This window comes from Noviherbaspirillum album (assembly GCF_035916955.1).
Taxonomy (GTDB): Bacteria; Pseudomonadota; Gammaproteobacteria; order Burkholderiales; family Burkholderiaceae_D; genus Noviherbaspirillum; species Noviherbaspirillum album.
Genome location: NZ_JAWIIV010000052.1, coordinates 16,967 through 35,031 on the forward strand (window position 1 = coordinate 16,967; position 18,065 = coordinate 35,031).

Consider the following 18,065-nt stretch of genomic DNA (forward strand, 5'->3'; position numbering starts at 1 on the left):
GTAGATGGCACTTGAATGATTTGGCATGTGATCGACTCTGGAAAAACGTAGCCAGCGCCATAATTAGTTTTCAGCGAAACTTGCCTTTATAGAAAGGGGTTTTGCATGAAAAAGAAACAATTCGCGGTGGAACAGATCGTGGCGCTGCTCAAGGAAGCGGAAGCTGGAATGCCGGTCGCAGACCTAATCCGCCGCATCGGCATCACGGAGCGGAATTTTTATCGCTGGAAGAAGGAGTATTCAGGACTAGACAGTGATCAGGTTCGTCAGCTTAAGCAGCTGCAGGAAGAGAATAAGCGCTTAAAGAAGATCGTCGCTGAACTGAGCCTGGACGAGGCAATGCTGGCTGACGTCATCAAAAAAATGTATGGTCCGTCCCGTATTTGCAAGACTCTACACCGCTGACGTGAACAGTTTTCCCTAATGTATCCGGCCTCTCGCGAGTGGGCCGTTGTTACAGCCAGGCCATGATGAAATACGCGCGTCCAGTTCCTGAATAGTGGTCCGGGCATCTAATACTGATCCCAAGTCATACCATGCCGTCGGTGACACCGAGATTGGCCCAAGTGCGGGTGCATAGCGAACGGATCGCACCGGGTATCTGAGTGAAGGCATTCCAGGCATCACAGCAAGCATCGACGATCTGGTCATAGCTGTCGTAACATCGGTTGGCTAAACTGCGGTCACGCAGCTGCTGCCATACTTGCTCTGCAGGATTGAGTTCAAGCGAGCCCGCCGGAAGCGGCAACAGCGTTAAGTTGGGCAAGCGCGGCAGCTTGGTTGTCGTATGCCAGCCAGCACGGTCAAGCACCACGACCGCATGACGCCCCTCGGGAACGGCGGCACTGATGGCGTGTAAGTGATGTGCCATGGTTTGCGTGTCAGCATGAGGCAGTACCAGACCGACGGCGGTGTCTCTTTCGGCACAGACGGCACCAAAGATATACGCTGACTCCGATTGCTGTTTCCGCACAACTCTCGGCCGTGCTCCCTTTCGGGCCCAAAGGCGTGTTTGTGTACCACGCTGGCCGATGCGCATCTCGTCCTGGAACCAGATATCGACTTGATCCAGGCGGACTTCAGCGGGCAGGACTGCTCGCACTTCCTGGAGCACTTTTTTTTGGAAATCCGCTTGCCTGATGGGATCGGCGCACGGGCTTCGTGAGCGTGCCGAGATCCACACAAGCCCCAGGCGCTTGAGCAATTCGTAGACGCCGTTGAGCGAGTAGGTCACGTCAAACTGCTGCGCCAGCAATTGGCGGATGTCTTCGCCACGGATGCGACCGCCAGCACGTTTCTGCTGCAGCTGCTCGATGGCCACCCGAAAAGCTTCTTCCTGTTCCCTTGGCAATCGTTGATTGCTCCAATAGCGAGGTTTGCTACCCAAGCCCTTGAGGCCATCGCGTTCGAACCATCTCTCCCAACGGGCGACGGTATGACGGGTGGTACGCAGGGCGGCGGCCACCTCGGTAAAGCTCTTGCCTTCCTTCAAATGCGCCAGGGCGATATAGCGCAGCCGTCGTCGCCCGTTCGGTTCTTCCCTAGCAAGCAAGTCGAAGTTGTACTGTTGCAGTCGCTGCAATGCTTCTGGCGTCAACATGGTCGCCTCCAGGACAGAACCGTGTCTTCTTCAGACCCTAACCACCACACGCGGTTCGCTTAACCGTGGGATTGGTATAAGGCATTGTTCTCGGCACAAGTACAGAACGTTCGCGAGGCACAAATAACGTAGTCTGGTGTGGGTGCGTAAGATGAAAACAGTTTATTCATGGAGGTGCTTCCACTGGCGGCCCGTTGGTAACGATCGGCTTACGAGAGCAGTATGATGCGCGAGTCTCGCGTACGGTTCTGGGAGAGGCTGGGGGCGAAATTCCCTCGGTTCTACTTACCTCAAGGAAGGGCTTTTCCGGCCCTTCCCTCCCTAATCGTGTTGTTATTCCACGAAAGCTTCTTCGCGTTTTTTGCGCAACGACGGCAGCAACACCACCGCCAAGGCCAGCGCCGACAGGATCAGCATGGTCGCGCTGATCGGGCGCTGCAGGAACACCATCGGATCGCTGCGCGACAGCAGCAGCGCGCGGCGCAGGTACTCTTCCATCATCGGGCCGATGATGAAGCCCAGGAGCATCGGCGCGGCTTCCATTTCCAGCTTGCTGCAGATGTAGCCGAACAGGCCGAACAGCGCCATCATGAACACGTCGAACTCGGAGTTGTTCAGGCTGAACACGCCGATCGAGCAGAACACGAGAATCCCCGGGAACAGGAAGTGGTACGGCACCATGATCATGCGCACCCACAGGCCGATCATCGGCAGGTTCAGCACCACCAGGAAGAAGTTGCCGATCCACATCGAGGCAATGATGCCCCAGAACAGCGCCGGCTGCTCTGTCATCACCGCCGGACCCGGCTGGATGCCCTGGATGATCATCGCGCCGATCATCAGCGCCATCACCGGATTGGACGGAATGCCCAGTGTCAGCATCGGGATGAAGGAGGTCTGCGCGCCGGCGTTATTGGCCGACTCGGGAGCGGCCACGCCTTCGATGGCGCCCTTGCCGAAATTGGCCGAGTTCTTCGAGATCTTCTTCTCGATCGAGTACGCCGCAAACGACGACAGCATCGCGCCGCCGCCGGGCAGAATGCCCAGCATCGACCCCAGCGTCGTGCCGCGCAGCACCGGCGCGACGATGCGCTTCAAGTCGTCCTTGCTCGGCAGCAGGCCCTGGATCTTCTTGACCGTGACCGTGCGCGTCTCTTCATGCTCGAGGTTGGCGATGATCTCGCCCAGGCCGAACATGCCCATGGCCACCACCACGAAGTTGATGCCGTCGGCCAGCTGCGGCAGGTCGAAGGTGTAGCGCGGGGTGCCGGAGTTGACATCCGTGCCGACGATGCCCAGTAAGAGACCGAGAATGATCATGCCGATGGCGCGCAGCAGCGAGCCGTGCGCCAGAACGACGGAGGCCACCAGGCCCAGCACCATCAGCGAGAAGTATTCGGCAGGACCGAACTTCAGCGCCAGTTCGGCCAAGGGCGGCGCGAACAGCGCCAGCAGCACGGTGGCCACCGAGCCGGCGAAGAAGGAACCGAGCGCGGCCGTGGCGAGCGCCTTGCCGGCATGGCCCTGACGCGCCATCTGGTAGCCGTCGATGGCAGTCACCACTGACGAGGATTCACCCGGCAGGTTGACCAGGATGGCGGTGGTGGAACCGCCGTACTGGGCGCCGTAGTAGATGCCGGCGAGCATGATCAGCGACGAGATCGGCGGCAGCGAGAAGGTCGCCGGCAGCAGCATGGCGATGGTGGCCACCGGGCCGAGGCCGGGCAGCACGCCAATCGCCGTGCCGAGAAACACGCCGATGAGGCAGTACAGCAGGTTGGACAGGGTCAGGGCGGTATCGAAGCCCAGGGCAAGATTGCTGAGAATTTCCATGTTGCGTCTTTCCTTAGATACCGAACCAGGTGCCGATCAGCGGCATCGGCAGGCCCAGGGCCTTGACGAAGACCAGGGAGCAGAAGATGGCCATGCCGATGGCGACGATGGCAAACGGCACGAGCTTGAACTTGATGCTGGCCAGGCCGCTCAGAAGGACCATGACGACGATGGCGATGGGCAGGCCGGCGCCGCGCACCAGGACACCGAAGAGCAATGTGGCGCCGAGCACCAGGCCGAGCCCCTTGAGGGTGAAGCGGGAGATGGCAGCGCCTTGGGTGAGCATGGAACGCACGACGGCGACGGCGCCGATGGTGGCCAGCAGGCCGCCGAGTATGGTGGGGAAGTAGCCCGGTCCCATGCGGCCGGCGGTTCCCATTGAATAATCACGGCCGATCAACACGGCGGTCAGCCCGAAGCCGATGAAGATGGCCCCTGACCAAAAATCCTTGGGGTTAGAAATAAGTACTCTCATGCTTAAACCTTTTCACTGGATACAATTTTTGGTAGACCTTCAAGTACAACGCTCGTGTATGACCATTACAATCCGGACAGCAACAAGCGAATAGCAAGACTCCCTGCAGACAAGTAAAAGACTAATTGTCCATTAGCATTTGAACTGTGCACTTCTGGGGTTTCACCTAAGACAAAAGGACGTACATAAACCTTTTTTACAAAAGTCAACAACGCGTATAAATTTCCTTTGTCATTGCACGATGCTCCACACAAAAGACGCATCGTCTGTCAACGACTTCCATTACTTAAACATATTGTCACGACAGTTCCTAAGCGGGCGCTACGTGTTCCCCGATTTGCTGAATTTACCGATAGTCACTAACTCGAAAGAACTCGAAACTTGAGTTAACCGGTATCGCCGAACCAGTTGCCTTTACGATGAAGAAGGCCGCCTCTGCGCTAGCGGCATCAGATTTTGGCCTTAAGATCCGCATTTATTAGATGTCTCCATAGTTCATATAGATTGCTTAGATAATATTCTTGCACTGACATCGAGAAGTTATATGCTATTTACACGTTAAGTCAATATTCAAGTTCGCTCACCGAACACTATAAGGATTTTATTCTTGACCCGTTAGAATTGGGTTCACTACACTTAAATGCATACGCAAATAAACTCACGTTCGGTTATCGAACATATATGGATATAGCGTCCTCATAATTATCCTTACTCCGAATTTCTGACATGATTAATAAGATCTCAGAATCCCTGCAGGCCGCGGTCAGCGACATCCATGACGGCGCGACCGTCATGATCGGCGGCTTCGGCAACGCCGGCATGCCGGCGGCGCTGATCGATGCGCTGCTCGAGCAAGGCGCGCGCGAACTCACCATCGTCAACAACAATGCCGGCAACGGCGACACCGGCCTGGCCGCGCTGTTGAAAGCCAAGCGGGTGCGCAAGATCATCTGCTCCTTCCCGCGCCAGGTCGATTCCCATCATTTCGACGCGCTCTACCGCGCCGGGGAGATCGAACTCGAACTGACGCCGCAGGGCAATCTTGCCGAACGCATCCGCGCCGCCGGCGCCGGCATCGGCGGTTTCTTTTCCCCGACCGGCTACGGCACGCTGCTGGCCGAAGGCAAGGAAACCCGCCTCATCGACGGCCGCAACTATGTATTCGAAACCCCGATCCATGCCGACTTCGCGCTGATCAAGGCGCTGCGCGGCGACCGCTGGGGCAACCTGGTGTACCGCAAGACCGCGCGCAATTTCGGCCCGGTGATGGCGATGGCCGCCAAGTGCACCATCGCCCAGGTAGTGGAAGTGGTGGAACTCGGCGAACTCGATCCGGAAGCGATCGTGACGCCGGGCATTTTCGTTCAACGCGTGGTACCGGAAGGAAAACAGGCATGAAGCGAATGACGCGAGACCAGATCGCCGCACGCGTGGCCAAGGACATCCCGGAAGGGGCATACGTGAACCTCGGCATCGGCCTGCCCACCATGGTGGCCAACCACCTGCCGAAGGAGCGCGAGATTTTCCTGCACAGCGAAAACGGCGTGCTCGGCATGGGTCCGGCCCCGGCGCCCGGCGAAGAGGATGAAGACCTGATCAATGCCGGCAAGCAGCCGGTGACGCTGCTGACCGGCGGCGCCTATTTCCATCATGCCGATTCGTTCGCGATGATGCGCGGCGGCCACCTCGACATCTGCGTGCTCGGCGCCTTCCAGGTATCGGCCGCCGGCGATCTTGCCAACTGGCATACCGGCGCGCCCGACGCGATTCCGGCCGTCGGCGGCGCGATGGATCTTGCGGTCGGCGCCAAGCAGGTGTTCGTGATGATGGAGCACCAGACCAAGAGCGGCGAGAGCAAGATCGTCGCGCAATGCAGCTATCCGCTCACCGGCATCGGCTGCGTCAACCGCATCTATACCGATCTCGCCGTGATCGATGTCACGCCGGAAGGACTGGCGGTGCGCGAGATGATCGCCGACATCAGCTTCGACGAGCTGCAGCGCATCACCGGCGTGCCGCTCAGGTATTTGCCACCAATGTAGGCATAGTGAGCAGGTCTCAAAACCCGCTTATCTATTGGGGTCTGGGTATGTCACCAGTACTTCCTCGTGACATACTTCATATTCGCAGTAACTTGCCATAACCAGGAATTGGCAATGTAACCCTAACCGATCGCAGTGCATGCCACAACATCACTTGGTTGCTTGTGAGTACAGGGATTCCGATGGAGTCCTCCAGCGATTGTATTACCTCCAGCGATCGAACGGCAGTACAACTGACAAAGTAAGCTTGAGCGTCACTACATTGGTTCTCGAGCACAAGGCTCTCCCATACAGAGGGCTCAACTGTGTGCATGTCGACGGGATGATCAATACCCAAACCAACAACTTTACTTGTATGGATTCCGTAATGCTCAAGAAAAGCAACTTCACGTTGATTAATCGCGTCCGTGTATGGAGAAACTAGTACAGTACGCTGAACATGTAACGTACGGAAGGCATTTATCAAAGCGGATGCAGTCGTGATTGCCTTTATTCCGGTAACATTCTCTATGCGCTGGCAAATAGCTGCGTCCATCTCTGGATTCCAAGTCGAAACAGCAGTGCAGTGAAAAACAATTAGATCCGGGCGCAAGTCTGCGAGCAATAACGCAGCCTCCTCTACATTCTCTATCATGCTGAGTAACTGCCGTGGGGAACTTCCAGTGAGCTTTAACCTCGTCGTATGAATAGATACTCCAGGCGGTAGCAGAGTATGTAGTTGAGGCTCCGCAGTTATGTTTCCAGAAGGAATCAAAACCCCGATCCTCGCAAAAAAACCATAATTCGGACCAAGTGTCATACATGCTCCTTGCTACCCAATTTTTGACTATTAGCCAATTTCATAAAAATGGGCCTCCGTATCGGATTTCTGCTAATAACCGGCTGCGCTCAACTTAAGGTTGTTATAAGAATAGGAATGAACGGATTGACCGTTCATTCCCTTGCACCTGAATACTGGGCCATGACTTATGGTCTCGCCACATATTCGGATTGAGGCATTGCTAATTTTCGTACATCGCTACGGCTCCTCAAACTACGAGCTTACACGTTCAGTCGGCGGTTAGCCATTGCTGTCATTCAGGCTGAATTCCTGCGGCTTTAACGGCCGCAGCGCCACGAACACGCTCGGCGTCCAACGCCTTCTTCAACGCATCGGGGCCGCCTCCAACCATTTCGATACCTGCAGCCTTCATTTTTTCCACAATGTCTTTCTGCTGAGCAATTTTAGCCAGCTCGTTAGACAATCGCGATATCGCTTCATTCGGCGTTCCTGCAGGTGCAAGAACGCCAACGATCACAGCAAAATCAAATCCTGGCACCTTCTCGGAAATTGCTGGAACATTTGGCGCCAAGCTTGACCTCTTGAGTGAATTAGTGGCCAAGATCCGCACTGTGCCGGCTTTTTCGAAAGTCGCCAGCGAAGGATAGGCAGCGAAAGCCATCTCGACCTGATTTCCTGCTAGAGCAGGTACTGATGCGCCGCTTCCGCGGAACGGGACATGTGCTAAGTCGATCCCAAGGGCTGCCTTCATCGCCTCTCCAGTAAGATGATGCGTGCTTCCGATCCCCGATGAACCATAATTCAACGCGCCTGGTTTGGACTTAGCTAGTTGGATGAATTCATCGAAATTTTTTGCTTTCACCGACGAATTGACTGCAAGAAATAATGGCGAGGTAGCAACTAGCGATACGGGAACAAACTGTTTTTCGGCGTCATAAGGAAGCTTCTTATTGGTAAGGGGACTAATTGTGAGCATCGAGCCGTCAGTTACTAGCAAACTATAGCCGTCAGCCGGTGAGGTAGCAAGATTTGCGGCAGCGACGGCACCGTTCCCGCCTGGCCGATTATCTACAATGAAAGATTGTTTAGTAGCTTCTTGTAACTTCTGCGCCAGCACACGTGCTACCGTATCAGGAAGACCACCTGGTGCATAGGGCACTACTAAGCGCACCGGCTTAGAAGGGTAAGACTGAGCGAAGCTGACATGATGCATAGATACCGTAGTTACAAGACCTAAGCATACCGACATTATTTTTGGCAAACTCAATTTAAACATTTTGCATCTCCTTTGTTATCTGCAAGGTATAAAAAAACGGCTCAAGAAGACCAACGAGGTCACCAGTAAAAACATCGATAGGCGCTGCCTTGAACAGTGTAGCTCTTGTGAGTACAGAATTTCTCCATTCTGAATCCAGCATGACATCACGCTCACGAATGCCTAGCCGTCGCTCAGCCCACACCTTCATGGGCGCTACGACATCTAGATTGCTTGCATACGCTTGGTCGATAAGGGGCGTGCGCATGTTGTTGCTTGTATCGGCATTGTCAGAGTAACGATAGCGGATTGGCGGGTCAACATTGATTACACAGTCAATACTGAACTACCTGTTTCTGCCTCTTCGCTACCACAACATCACATAGGCGTTACAGCACCCTCTTACCGATTCGCACGACGCAGCCAGGGGAAACGCTTGCACGTTCGTAAAAACAATTGAACTGCCGGCACGGAACGGACTCAGCCGTTTGAGCGACTGTTTGGGCTTCGCCTGGCCGCCGTCGGTGGATCTATAAGCTTACTCTTTCATATAAATCATCAGTGCGATACCAAGAAAAACGAGTCCAGCACCGATCCAAGTTCTGGCTGTTATCCGTTCACTGTTTTTATGAAGAAAGTAACCACATGGGATAACAATGAACGGAGTACATAACGTAATCAAATTGGAAAGTGAGACAGGAATGAAACGGAATGACGCAATCGCACAGATTTGCGCCACAATGGTAAGCATACCGCTCGCAGCATACAGCCAGATACCCTCCCGGTTCGCACGTCGAATTCCTGCGAACAGCAAGTGCGTATTTCGACTGGTAAGAAGATAGACGAGCAATCCGGCAAGTGCTCCGAGCAAAGCGCCGATGATAGGCTCGTTCCACTCACGAATACCATTACCTCGCAACACTGTACTAACCGCGTAGGCCATTGAGCTTCCTAATCCCAATAGGACATGTGAACCTTTTAACCAGGAAGCCCCTTTTGAAAAAATATTGAGTAAAGAATGGTGATTTCCATTTTTTGGATTTGCATTCCGTGCCGGAGATGCCACAACAATTAATCCACATATAGTTAAAGCGATTCCTACTACAACAATGGTGGACAACCTTTCAGACAAAAATAACCAAGCGAACACTGCTGCGAAAGCTGGACTTGTGACTTGGAATACACTAGCCCTTGCAGAACCGAGACGCACAACGGACTCATAGAAGAACCATCGTCCTAGATAGGTTGAGAATATCCCTGCAAATGCAAAGCTTATTGCTCCGCTGAGACTCCAGCTAAAATCACTGGTTTGCCAAACAAGTTGAACTCCAGATGCTAGCCCGCTTATTAGACAGTTAACTATTACAGATATCAGAAATCCTACGCTAACATCAAGCTTGTTCGAAGCAGCTTTGGTTACGAGGACATTTGTAGCAAACATGATGAGGGCAGCAACTGCCATCAGGACGCCTACAGCGGTGTCGGATGTCATAGACGTCAGTAAGGAGTTTTCCAGTCGTGCTCAGGGGTTACCTACCTACGCATCCCACTTTGGTCCCAATCAAACAGATAGCGTATGCTTACCCTGCCGGCTTCTTGCAAAATGTATCGATTACAAGCGGCATAGTTACCGAGCGAGTCCCACCTGGCGGCTAAGTGTCACATCGCGGTGCTCTCTACCGGACTGCAAAAGAGCTAAACAAACTTCCAAGGTCGCGCGTGCCCATGGTCCATCATGGATAGGACGTTTGTTATGAAGCACAGCATCGACTAATTCGTCGATGACCTCGAAGCGCGGTACGCCTGGGGGAGTGAGGTCGCGTCGTTCTATTTTGTCGTCGCCATAGATCAAAATTCCTCTTGGAGTAGGGCGAAGATCTCCATGTTGGCAAGCAACTACAACTGGGCCGAAATGTTGATGTGCAGGCAGATTGGCAAGTCGGTCATTGCTTTTGGGTGGCACATAATCACGGCCACCGTATGTCGCTGCAGCCTTGAGCCTTGCTTCTTCCTCAGCACCATGAACCGCACGCAAGCGTCTGCGTGCAGCACCGTAGCCATCGGCGCTTTTTGTCGAGCCCATCTCTCCAATCCAGTCGCACCATTCATCTGAATCGAAATGCGCATAGCCACTATAGGTCAATGAAGCAAAGATGCCATCGTCAAACCATAATAGCGCCGTGTATGCACCTTCTGTCGGCCGCGATGGATCCCACGCACCCAATATGGCTCTGACTCGGTCCACGCGACTTCCCGCCAGCAAACGAACTACATCTACTTGGTGAGCTGCCTGGCTAAAAATTACACCGCCGCCCTCCTCAGTGTTGAGCTCCTCTGGTCGTCGTGGCCGGTATAGGAAATCAGTAAAATTAAGAGCCTGAATCATCTTGACTGATCCCACCTCACCACTTTCAATAATCTTCCTTGTCTGTAGATAAGGCGTATCAAAGCTATGGCAATGGCCGACAATCAGATGAACGTTAGCAGCATCGCACGTCGCGACCATATCGTCACATTCCGCGATTGTAAGAGCCATCGGCTTTTCAACCAAGATGTGTTTACCCCGGCTCGCTGCTACACGGGTGTGCAGAGCATGAAACTGGTGTGGACTTGCAATGTATATAGCGTCTACATTAGGATCCGCGGCAAGGCCCTCAATATCCTCATAGACCGCTGCCTCGAAATCCTTTGCGAACTGCACTCGCGCCCCCTCTCTAGGATCACATGCAGCGACCAGATGCACACGCTGATCCGCAAGAAAGGTGGGAAGCATGAGCGAGAATGCTCTTCCGAGGCCTGCAATTCCTAGTCGAACAGGACGTCCATCCATGGCATCTCCCTTGGTGTTCAGCGTTAACAGACAAGATTAAAGATCGATCACGATCTCGGCTGATTTTGCCCGCGAAACACATACCATAATCTGATTTTCCATTTCTTCAGGCATCAACACCATATCTCGGTGATCTGCCTCTCCGGACAGTAATTTTGTTCTACAAGTACCGCAGGTTCCGCTTTCGCAAGAAGCGCGCACGTCATATCCCGCCGCTCTAACGACATTTAATATAGACTGTCCAACAGGAACCTCCAACGCTTTGTCTTGACGTGCAAGCTTTACCATAAAAGGCTTGTCGTCCGGACGGACGCCGCCGCCCTCGTTGAAACTTTCAAAGTGGACATTGGAGTGCGGCCAGTGCCCTGACATATCCCTTACGGCTTCCATTAGACCCCGAGGTCCGCAGCAATAGATATGAGCGCCGCTCTTTGGACGCTCTAATGCTGGCCAAAGATCAAAGGTCTTTGCGGGATCACCGAAGTCATGGTGAATCACTACGTTAGACTTCAATTCCGGAGAGCCAAGTTCGTCGCGGAACGCCGTCGCCTCTGGTTTCTGAGTCAGATACAAAAGCTTCCATGGTGCAGGCGGCAACTCTCCAAATGACCGAATCATTGATAGTATAGGAGTAATGCCAATTCCACCCGCAATAAATAGATAACTTGAAGCATTGGTAACTAACGGAAAAGCGTTGTCAGGTTCTGATACACGTATCAAGTCCCCTTCCTTTGCTTCGTCCACAATACTCTTTGAACCTCCCTGACCAGAGTCGTCGCGCTTCACGGTAATCATGTAACGACTATTGTCATTTGGATCGTTGCATAGCGAGTATTTACGGATCAAGCCGTTCGGGACTTCAACTTTGATATGGGACCCTGGCGTAAATGGAGGAAGAGCTTTTCCTTCCGGATGAACAAACTCGAAAGTTTTGATGCCTTCGGCAGCAAATTGCGCACTAGCGATACGCAATTGCATCATCGATTCGGTACCTTGTGAGAGGGCCATTTTGTTCTCCATATTACTGCAGTACGAGCAACATCGTTGTTTCAACCCGCGAGGTTACTCACTAATGATGCGCATCGAAAGATCGACCGCCCTTACGTCCTTGGTTAGCTTCCCGATTGATATTCGATCTACGCCAGTAGCTGCGATGGCGCGAATTGAATTCAGATCAACTCCACCGGAAACTTCAAGTATTGCCCTTCCTTCATTAATCGATACCGCCTTGGCCATATCTTCAAATGAGAAGTCATCCAGCAAGATGTTTTTGGCTCCGCATGCTAAGGCCTCCGCAAGTTCCGCCAAGCTTTCCACTTCGATTTGTATCGAAACCCCCGAGTTAAGGCTTTCTGCCGCGTGCAATACAGCGGCAATACCACCTGCTGCGGCGATATGGTTCTCTTTGATAAGAATCCCGTCCCACAGGGCCATTCGGTGATTTTTACCTCCGCCTACCCGTACTGCATACTTCTGCGCTTGCCTTAAACCGGCCATCGTTTTTCGAGTGTCCAATACCGCACATCCATTAGGATTAGGCGAGACTCCATCGATTGCTTGCACGTATTTGCGTGTCTCCGTTGCTACTCCTGACAGCATCTGGAGCAGATTCAAAGCCGAGCGCTCTGCACTCAGTAGCGCACGAGCGCTAGATTTAATCTCTGCCACAACGGAACCGGCACTTACCGTGGCACCTTCCGATTCGTTCCATGTAATCTTCGCTGATGGGTCCAACGCCAAGATACAACCTTCAAACCATGCGCTTCCACACAGGACGGCAGATTCTTTCATTGTGACTTTTGCTTGAACGGCACGGTCCTCTGGCACGAGAAGTGCAGTCCAGTCACCGCGCCCAATGTCTTCACGCAAGGTGTCACGAACGTTGCGCGCAAGTGCGTTTTCTAATGTTTCATTCACATCGTACATCTCTGACTCTCACGTAATTGCTGAAACATTGATTTCATTATGGCATTTACCGGCATCGATTCAAGGTAATTGCTTAGTCCCTATCGAAAAATTCGGCAGGGATAAAGTTTAAATCTTGAACGATTCGTAACTAGCTGGGTGGAAAATTTCGTCCACCGACATCAATCGCGATGAGAGCCCTTGTGAATAGTGATGTTGGACAAAAGTTTCTAGCGTTTTGCGATTTGGCCCTACCCCGTAGGACCAATAATCTGATCCCATTGCCTCCCGTGCTGCCTTCAGCTGTTCTTCGACGAAGGGGAGAGTAACTTTTGTCGCAGATGTATCGCTTAGTTTTGCCAAAGCTGCCGCTTTTGATTTTTCGAATGCCTTTAGTACTGCGCCTGCGAGCCAAGGCTGCTTTTCAAGTAGTTCCTTCTTGATGCCTACGACATGCATGATAGGAAAAACGCCGGTACGGCTGTAATATTCTTTCGCGGTTGCAGTAGGATCGTCGAACAGCCATCCCACGTTTGGATTGTTGGCCGCATCGCCCCCAGGAGGGCGCGGTGCAATAAATCCGTCAATGTCACCTCGGTCAAGCATCGCAGAGATGGTATCGCCTTCCGGAGCAGACTCCATCTTCACGTTTTCCGGCAACTGTAACTTGATTTTCTCCGGGCGACCTGGTTCATCAATACCACCACGAACCCATGTCACGTCTTCCGGGCGGACACCATAATCATCCTGCAGAATGGATCTGGCCCACACAATTGCGGTCAGCTGATATTCGGGAACGCCGATTCTGCAACCGCGCAAATCCTCAGGGCGCTTGATGCGGTCTTTACGTACATAAATAGAGGTATGCCTAAATGCTCTAGAAAGAAAGACCGGAATTGCGACATATGGACTCTCGTTCTTGGAAGCTTTTACCAGATAACTTGAAAATGAAAGCTCACTTATGTCGAATTCGGCATTTCGGAAAGCTCGAAAGAAAATCTCTTCCGGAGACAATGTCATGTAGACCGGGTCAACGCCGTCAATTTGCACTTCCCCGTCTAACAGGGCGCGCGTTCGATCATAATCGCCCATTGCTACTGATAGGTTAAGTTTAGCCACTTTTACTCTCCCGAATTTAACTATTCACATTGTAAGAAGGCTCAAGGGCTAATTCGCTCTTATCCCAAACGTAATGTGCTTGGAATGAACGCCAATCTGTTGTTTTCGGCACTATAGCTTGGAAGGCACATACGTCAGGCGTAATATAGGCGTCACCTGTTCCAATTGCCTGCTCGCCATTTTGGAACGCTTGTACAGCTTCAAGCATTTGGCGCCTGAATTCAACCACTGCAAGATCACTTGCACCTAAGCGATCACGGGAGCGGTCGGCAATTGGTCCCATTGTGACCCACATTGCGATGTCCTGATTCGGAAAGCCGCTAATGCCTGTGAAATTTCCGGCTTTCATTGCCTGACGATCCTGCCAAAAACTATTTTCCCTGTTGCGCAAAGGACGGTAATTTTTGTCCAGATCGACTCCAACACGTTGGCCAAGAAACTTTCTCCACGTTTCGGTCTCTGGGGTTTGGGAAGGATGACCCCAAGCAATGAAATAGAACGCCGTGTTTGTATCATCCATCGGCACGTTGATGTTGGCTACGTTATAGAGATTATTCGGCGGAATAAGAGCTGTGGCCGGCGCGACAAATACCGTAGATCTAACGTAGTCGTTAGCTGCCGCGTTGGTGATTGGACGACGCAATGCAGCATATCTGAAACCATAGGGCGCACGCTGGATTTGCATGCGCGGCGCCTTGTCTGTGGAAGGGCGCAACCAAGCAGTATCTGTTGCTTCGGCTCCGCCAACTCGTGCGGGGACCATATCAGAAGAGTGAAGACTTGAGCTATGAGCCGAATCAATCGCACCCTCCAAGACTTGGGCCCAGTTGCAAGGGATGAGCGCTTTAGCGATCGTGACCCGTACGTCCGCAGTAGGCGCCCAGGCCGGCGGACGGAACTCAGGCATGGTCTCGGCAGGTCCCATATATGCCCAAACAAAGCCACCCCACTCTTTTACAGGATATGCCTTATGCTTGACCTTATCTGTCATACAGCTCGATTGCGGTTCTGAGACCATCTCGATCACATTGCCTTCGACGTCCATTTTCCAGCCGTGGTAGAGACAGCGGAGGCCGCAATCCTCATTTCTACCAAGAACGAGTGATGCACGCCTATGCGGGCAATATTCGTCCATAACGCCGACGCGTCCATTAGTGTCACGAAAGACAACTAAATCCTCTCCAAACAGTCGCGCTTTGACGGGCGCCCCATCCGGCTCACTAACCTCTTCAATCAAGCACACCGGCGTCCAGTGCCTACGCATGAGCTGCCCCATTGGCGCGTCGCCCTCAACTCGGCACAGCAGATCATTCTCTTCGTTGGTCAACATACTTATCTCCTGGGTGGTGAACACATACCGGACAAGGCTATATTGCATTCAGCAATCTTTCTACCCGGTATTACTTAGATCTCTAAGTATTATTATAGTAGGCGTATTTTGGATTGTCCATATGATTTATAAAAATCAGGAACCTTCTCGAACTCCTAAGTCGCTCAAAAGTACAAGAGATTGGATTCATAACAAGCTAAACAATCCCACTTTGTACAAGACGGCACTTTGCTCTGCTCCGCGTGTAGAATTGACGCAATTGGCTCTACAGAAAGGCTATTCTGGAAGTAGGTTGCTTGACGTAAGAGGCCGAATATTACACATCGCGAGTGCACAGGCTCATTGCTGCTTCACAGCCAACAATTGTAATGATTCAATATAAAGAATCCTCAGTGTTTAGGCAGGAATTGGCTTATGCAGGGTGGGCCTTCTCTACCAACTTATTCACTGGGACTGTACATAACGTACGCGCTACAGTACACGCTGTACTCTCAAGAGAATTAGCGCGTCGATCACATAGGATTGGCTCAATCAGCTTGAGGTTCCTGCCTAGCTGCTGACTTCCGTACGTTTGGACAACTACTTCACTATAAGTATAGATGAGATGCAAAAGACCTTTCCACCTTAAACATATAGTAGAAAGGACGAATACGGAAGTCTAGGAATAAGCAAATGGGGCAACTCGCGATCTGTATGCAAGTTGGCAAGGAACCGCGCCTTATCAACGAGCTGCCCCATTTCTACCTACAGAGTTTAATCAAATCAATTGAAACTGCACCAGCCGCAATGTCAGAAAACGTGCTTAACGCCAACGTTAACCGTTCTTGCCCGTTCATTTCCAGAAGCCGGACCGCCTAGCGCTGTTCCTGAGCCAAGAGAATAATTGGATCCGTTACGATTTCCGACCGTGCCATAGGAGGAATAGACCAACGTGCGTTTTGAGAGATTATATTCAGCTCCTACCGCATACACATTTGCATCACGATCCACGGTCAGTCCAGCACTACGATCTTTAATGTGAGCAGCTTGGCCAATCAACACAAGAGCGCCCGTTACATTGTATCGTACGCCAATATTATAAAGATCAAACCTTACGCTTGGAAGCGCAGCAGTGGCCGAGGTAGCCGACGTGTTCTCCTCGCGAATATAGCCTGCATAAATCCTTGCCGGACCTACGACAACGTTGCCGCCTGCGTTCATCGCCTTCAATGACCCACGATCAAATGGGTCGTTCGCTTCGGTATAGCCAATGTTTAAGTCAAAAGCACTGACGGAATACCGCAAACTCGCACCAAGTACGCGTCCCGCACCGGTGTCGCCTGCTACCTCACCGAAGCCGTACATCAAGTTACCTGTAAACCCCCCAACATTCGGTGACGTATAGGTTATGGAGTTATCCACCCTACCAATGTTCTGATAACCTGTCAGCAACAAACTTGTTGCTGCGGTCGCACCAGTAGTTCTGGTGATTGCAGGTAAGCCGCCGACCATTGACCACTGAAATGCGTCTTGCTGCAGCATTGATAAATAGTATGGGGAATATTGACGTCCCAACGCAACTGTACCTAGCTGGTTCCTCAGCCCAACAAACGCTTGCCGCCCGAATAGCCGCCCACCTTGTGCAAGGTTACCGTTGTCAAGAGTAAATCCGTTTTCTAGGAGGAATAACGCGCTAAGGCCTCCGCCCAGATCCTCTGTGCCCCGAAAACCGATACGGTTGCCTTGAAAGCTCCCAGGTTGGAGGCGTACGAGCCCTCCTCCGCCCTGCTTTGAGTATTCCACCGCAGTATCAAGCAGACCATAGACCGTGACATTAGATTGAGCCTGTACGCTTCCACCAGCAGACATTGCGCCTGCTAAGGTGAGCCAAAGAACCTTGCTGTTGATTTTCATTATTTCTCCTATTTTTTACTAGTTATGTCTTCCCACGTAACGCAAGCGAGTCTCCTTAGGTGCCTTAGCTGCACTGTTCCCAATAATATCCGTTGGACACTGACAGGCAGCTTTTCGAGATCTACCGGAGTCGGATCCTCGGACTTATGGTTCGTACCTTTGCAGATTAAATTAGCTATCTAAGGAGTGAATGGAGAATATCGGCTTTGCAACCTGCTATCAACATGGATTATTCAATCAATGTACGAATAAGCGACATTTGCGATCGATAACTGGCCGTAGCTGCCAGAACTGAAACGATGGCTTTACCGAGATGCAGTGAACCGCATCAAGGATCGGCAAGTTAGTGACAAAAGAAAAGCTCGGATCCTCATAAGGAGGGCCGCGCTAGATGTGATGTTTCAATAGGTTGTAGCTGTCCATTCGGACTGGATTTGAGACACTGGGAATCGCCAAATCCCCACCCGTTCCAAAGGAGCACAGCCGAATGAACATCCACAAGAATGCCCGACTTACCTTCGTTCGTCGACTGGAAATGTTCATGGCTCTGACATCGAACGGCTCATCTGTCACGTTGGCCGCCGATCGCTATGGGGTGAGCGCGGCAACGGTCAGGAAGTGGCTAGGACGCTTTCTCGCCGAAGGCCCGTCCGGCCTGGCTGATCGCTCTTCTCGTCCCAATGCAAGTCCGCGGTCGATTTCAGCCGCGACAGCCCTCACCATCATTGAGCTGCGCAAGAAACGCATGACCCAGATGCGCATCGCCCACTACCTGGGCCTTTCCAAGGCCACCGTGAGCCGGGTGCTCAATCGGGCTGGCTTGTCCCGGCTGTCGGACCTGGAACCGGTTGAACCGATCGTGCGCTACGAGCATGCCCATTGCGGCGATCGGATCCCCCTCGACACCAAACAGCTGGCGCATCTGTCACCGCCGGATGGATACTCCCCAATTCTTCCGTTTGAAATCTCCCCAGTTTGAACGGTAAAAGCCGGTGCAGGATG

15 protein-coding genes and 2 pseudogenes are annotated in these 18,065 nt (G+C 52.4%); 4 read left to right on the top strand and 13 right to left on the bottom strand.

All coding sequences use genetic code 11. The features are described 5' to 3' along the window. Nucleotides 1–105: 105 nt before the first annotated feature. Nucleotides 106–363, top strand: a pseudogene (locus RY831_RS30100) (transposase); the annotation flags it as partial. A gap of 166 nt (nucleotides 364–529) precedes the next feature. Here the strand turns inward: RY831_RS30100 and RY831_RS30105 are convergent. From RY831_RS30105 to RY831_RS30115, 3 genes are all read right to left on the bottom strand, one after another. Next, the gene (locus tag RY831_RS30105; protein ID WP_326510007.1) at nucleotides 530–1,600 is read right to left on the bottom strand and encodes an IS630 family transposase; all 1,071 of its coding nucleotides are present in this window, start codon (nucleotides 1,598–1,600) and stop codon (nucleotides 530–532) included. A 333-nt stretch (nucleotides 1,601–1,933) separates the two neighbouring features. Continuing rightward, complete coding sequence (locus RY831_RS30110) at nucleotides 1,934–3,433, bottom strand: tripartite tricarboxylate transporter permease (RefSeq protein ID WP_326510008.1); 1,500 nt, start codon at nucleotides 3,431–3,433, stop codon at nucleotides 1,934–1,936. Between the two features lie 13 nt (nucleotides 3,434–3,446). Then, the gene (locus RY831_RS30115) at nucleotides 3,447–3,908 is read right to left on the bottom strand and encodes a tripartite tricarboxylate transporter TctB family protein (protein ID WP_326510009.1); all 462 of its coding nucleotides are present in this window, start codon (nucleotides 3,906–3,908) and stop codon (nucleotides 3,447–3,449) included. 726 nt (nucleotides 3,909–4,634) lie between these two features. Between RY831_RS30115 and RY831_RS30120 the strand changes: the two genes are divergently transcribed. Further along, nucleotides 4,635–5,306, top strand: coding sequence for a 3-oxoacid CoA-transferase subunit A (locus RY831_RS30120; protein ID WP_326510010.1), 672 nt, complete (start codon nucleotides 4,635–4,637; stop codon nucleotides 5,304–5,306). Further along, nucleotides 5,303–5,950, top strand: coding sequence for a CoA transferase subunit B (locus tag RY831_RS30125; protein ID WP_326510011.1), 648 nt, complete (start codon nucleotides 5,303–5,305; stop codon nucleotides 5,948–5,950). Before RY831_RS30120 ends, RY831_RS30125 begins: the two co-directional genes overlap by 4 nt. Before the next feature lie 76 nt (nucleotides 5,951–6,026). On the opposite strand, the gene RY831_RS30130 is transcribed toward RY831_RS30125, so the two are convergent. The 10 genes from RY831_RS30130 to RY831_RS30175 all read right to left on the bottom strand — a co-directional run bounded on the left by RY831_RS30130 (nucleotide 6,027) and on the right by RY831_RS30175 (nucleotide 17,063). Continuing rightward, entirely contained in the window at nucleotides 6,027–6,749 is a 723-nt protein-coding gene (locus RY831_RS30130; RefSeq protein WP_326510012.1) for a maleate cis-trans isomerase family protein, read from the bottom strand. Nucleotides 6,750–7,023: 274 nt separating this feature from the next. Further along, nucleotides 7,024–8,007 carry a Bug family tripartite tricarboxylate transporter substrate binding protein gene (locus RY831_RS30135; protein WP_326510013.1) on the bottom strand — a complete coding sequence of 328 codons (984 nt, stop codon included), beginning with the start codon at nucleotides 8,005–8,007 and terminating at the stop codon, nucleotides 7,024–7,026. Next, a complete protein-coding gene (locus RY831_RS30140; RefSeq protein WP_326510014.1) occupies nucleotides 8,000–8,254 on the bottom strand; it encodes a hypothetical protein in 255 nt (84 codons plus the stop codon). Before RY831_RS30140 ends, RY831_RS30135 begins: the two co-directional genes overlap by 8 nt. A 270-nt stretch (nucleotides 8,255–8,524) precedes the next feature. After that, nucleotides 8,525–9,448, bottom strand: coding sequence for a DMT family transporter (locus tag RY831_RS30145; RefSeq protein WP_326510015.1), 924 nt, complete (start codon nucleotides 9,446–9,448; stop codon nucleotides 8,525–8,527). Between the two features lie 165 nt (nucleotides 9,449–9,613). After that, nucleotides 9,614–10,816, bottom strand: coding sequence for a Gfo/Idh/MocA family protein (locus RY831_RS30150; RefSeq protein ID WP_326510016.1), 1,203 nt, complete (start codon nucleotides 10,814–10,816; stop codon nucleotides 9,614–9,616). A gap of 36 nt (nucleotides 10,817–10,852) precedes the next feature. Beyond that, complete coding sequence (locus RY831_RS30155; RefSeq protein WP_326510017.1) at nucleotides 10,853–11,836, bottom strand: PDR/VanB family oxidoreductase; 984 nt, start codon at nucleotides 11,834–11,836, stop codon at nucleotides 10,853–10,855. Between the two features lie 42 nt (nucleotides 11,837–11,878). After that, nucleotides 11,879–12,742 carry a carboxylating nicotinate-nucleotide diphosphorylase gene (gene nadC / locus RY831_RS30160; RefSeq protein ID WP_326510018.1) on the bottom strand — a complete coding sequence of 288 codons (864 nt, stop codon included), beginning with the start codon at nucleotides 12,740–12,742 and terminating at the stop codon, nucleotides 11,879–11,881. A gap of 108 nt (nucleotides 12,743–12,850) precedes the next feature. Then, entirely contained in the window at nucleotides 12,851–13,840 is a 990-nt protein-coding gene (locus RY831_RS30165) for a substrate-binding domain-containing protein (RefSeq protein ID WP_326510019.1), read from the bottom strand. Nucleotides 13,841–13,856: 16 nt separating this feature from the next. Further along, nucleotides 13,857–15,170: a Rieske 2Fe-2S domain-containing protein gene (locus RY831_RS30170; protein WP_326510020.1), complete on the bottom strand. Its 1,314-nt coding sequence runs from the start codon at nucleotides 15,168–15,170 to the stop codon at nucleotides 13,857–13,859. A gap of 789 nt (nucleotides 15,171–15,959) precedes the next feature. Further along, nucleotides 15,960–17,063 (bottom strand): porin, encoded by a 1,104-nt coding sequence (locus RY831_RS30175; RefSeq protein WP_326510021.1) that lies wholly within the window; start codon nucleotides 17,061–17,063, stop codon nucleotides 15,960–15,962. A 487-nt stretch (nucleotides 17,064–17,550) separates the two neighbouring features. Here RY831_RS30175 and RY831_RS30180 point away from each other — a divergent pair. Beyond that, nucleotides 17,551–17,997, top strand: a pseudogene (locus RY831_RS30180) (helix-turn-helix domain-containing protein); the annotation flags it as partial. Nucleotides 17,998–18,065 lie beyond the last annotated feature (68 nt).

Bases quoted from the DNA above. Each gene is read 5' to 3' on its own strand.
- RY831_RS30105 (WP_326510007.1), bottom strand. From the start codon at position 1,600: ATGTTGACGCCAGAAGCATTGCAGCGACTGCAACAGTACAACTTCGAC.
- RY831_RS30110 (WP_326510008.1), bottom strand. From the start codon at position 3,433: ATGGAAATTCTCAGCAATCTTGCCCTGGGCTTCGATACCGCCCTGACC.
- RY831_RS30115 (WP_326510009.1), bottom strand. From the start codon at position 3,908: ATGAGAGTACTTATTTCTAACCCCAAGGATTTTTGGTCAGGGGCCATC.
- RY831_RS30120 (WP_326510010.1), top strand. From the start codon at position 4,635: ATGATTAATAAGATCTCAGAATCCCTGCAGGCCGCGGTCAGCGACATC.
- RY831_RS30125 (WP_326510011.1), top strand. From the start codon at position 5,303: ATGAAGCGAATGACGCGAGACCAGATCGCCGCACGCGTGGCCAAGGAC.
- RY831_RS30130 (WP_326510012.1), bottom strand. From the start codon at position 6,749: ATGACACTTGGTCCGAATTATGGTTTTTTTGCGAGGATCGGGGTTTTG.
- RY831_RS30135 (WP_326510013.1), bottom strand. From the start codon at position 8,007: ATGTTTAAATTGAGTTTGCCAAAAATAATGTCGGTATGCTTAGGTCTT.
- RY831_RS30140 (WP_326510014.1), bottom strand. From the start codon at position 8,254: ATGCGCACGCCCCTTATCGACCAAGCGTATGCAAGCAATCTAGATGTC.
- RY831_RS30145 (WP_326510015.1), bottom strand. From the start codon at position 9,448: ATGGCAGTTGCTGCCCTCATCATGTTTGCTACAAATGTCCTCGTAACC.
- RY831_RS30150 (WP_326510016.1), bottom strand. From the start codon at position 10,816: ATGGATGGACGTCCTGTTCGACTAGGAATTGCAGGCCTCGGAAGAGCA.
- RY831_RS30155 (WP_326510017.1), bottom strand. From the start codon at position 11,836: ATGGAGAACAAAATGGCCCTCTCACAAGGTACCGAATCGATGATGCAA.
- nadC (WP_326510018.1), bottom strand. From the start codon at position 12,742: ATGTACGATGTGAATGAAACATTAGAAAACGCACTTGCGCGCAACGTT.
- RY831_RS30170 (WP_326510020.1), bottom strand. From the start codon at position 15,170: ATGTTGACCAACGAAGAGAATGATCTGCTGTGCCGAGTTGAGGGCGAC.
- RY831_RS30175 (WP_326510021.1), bottom strand. From the start codon at position 17,063: ATGAAAATCAACAGCAAGGTTCTTTGGCTCACCTTAGCAGGCGCAATG.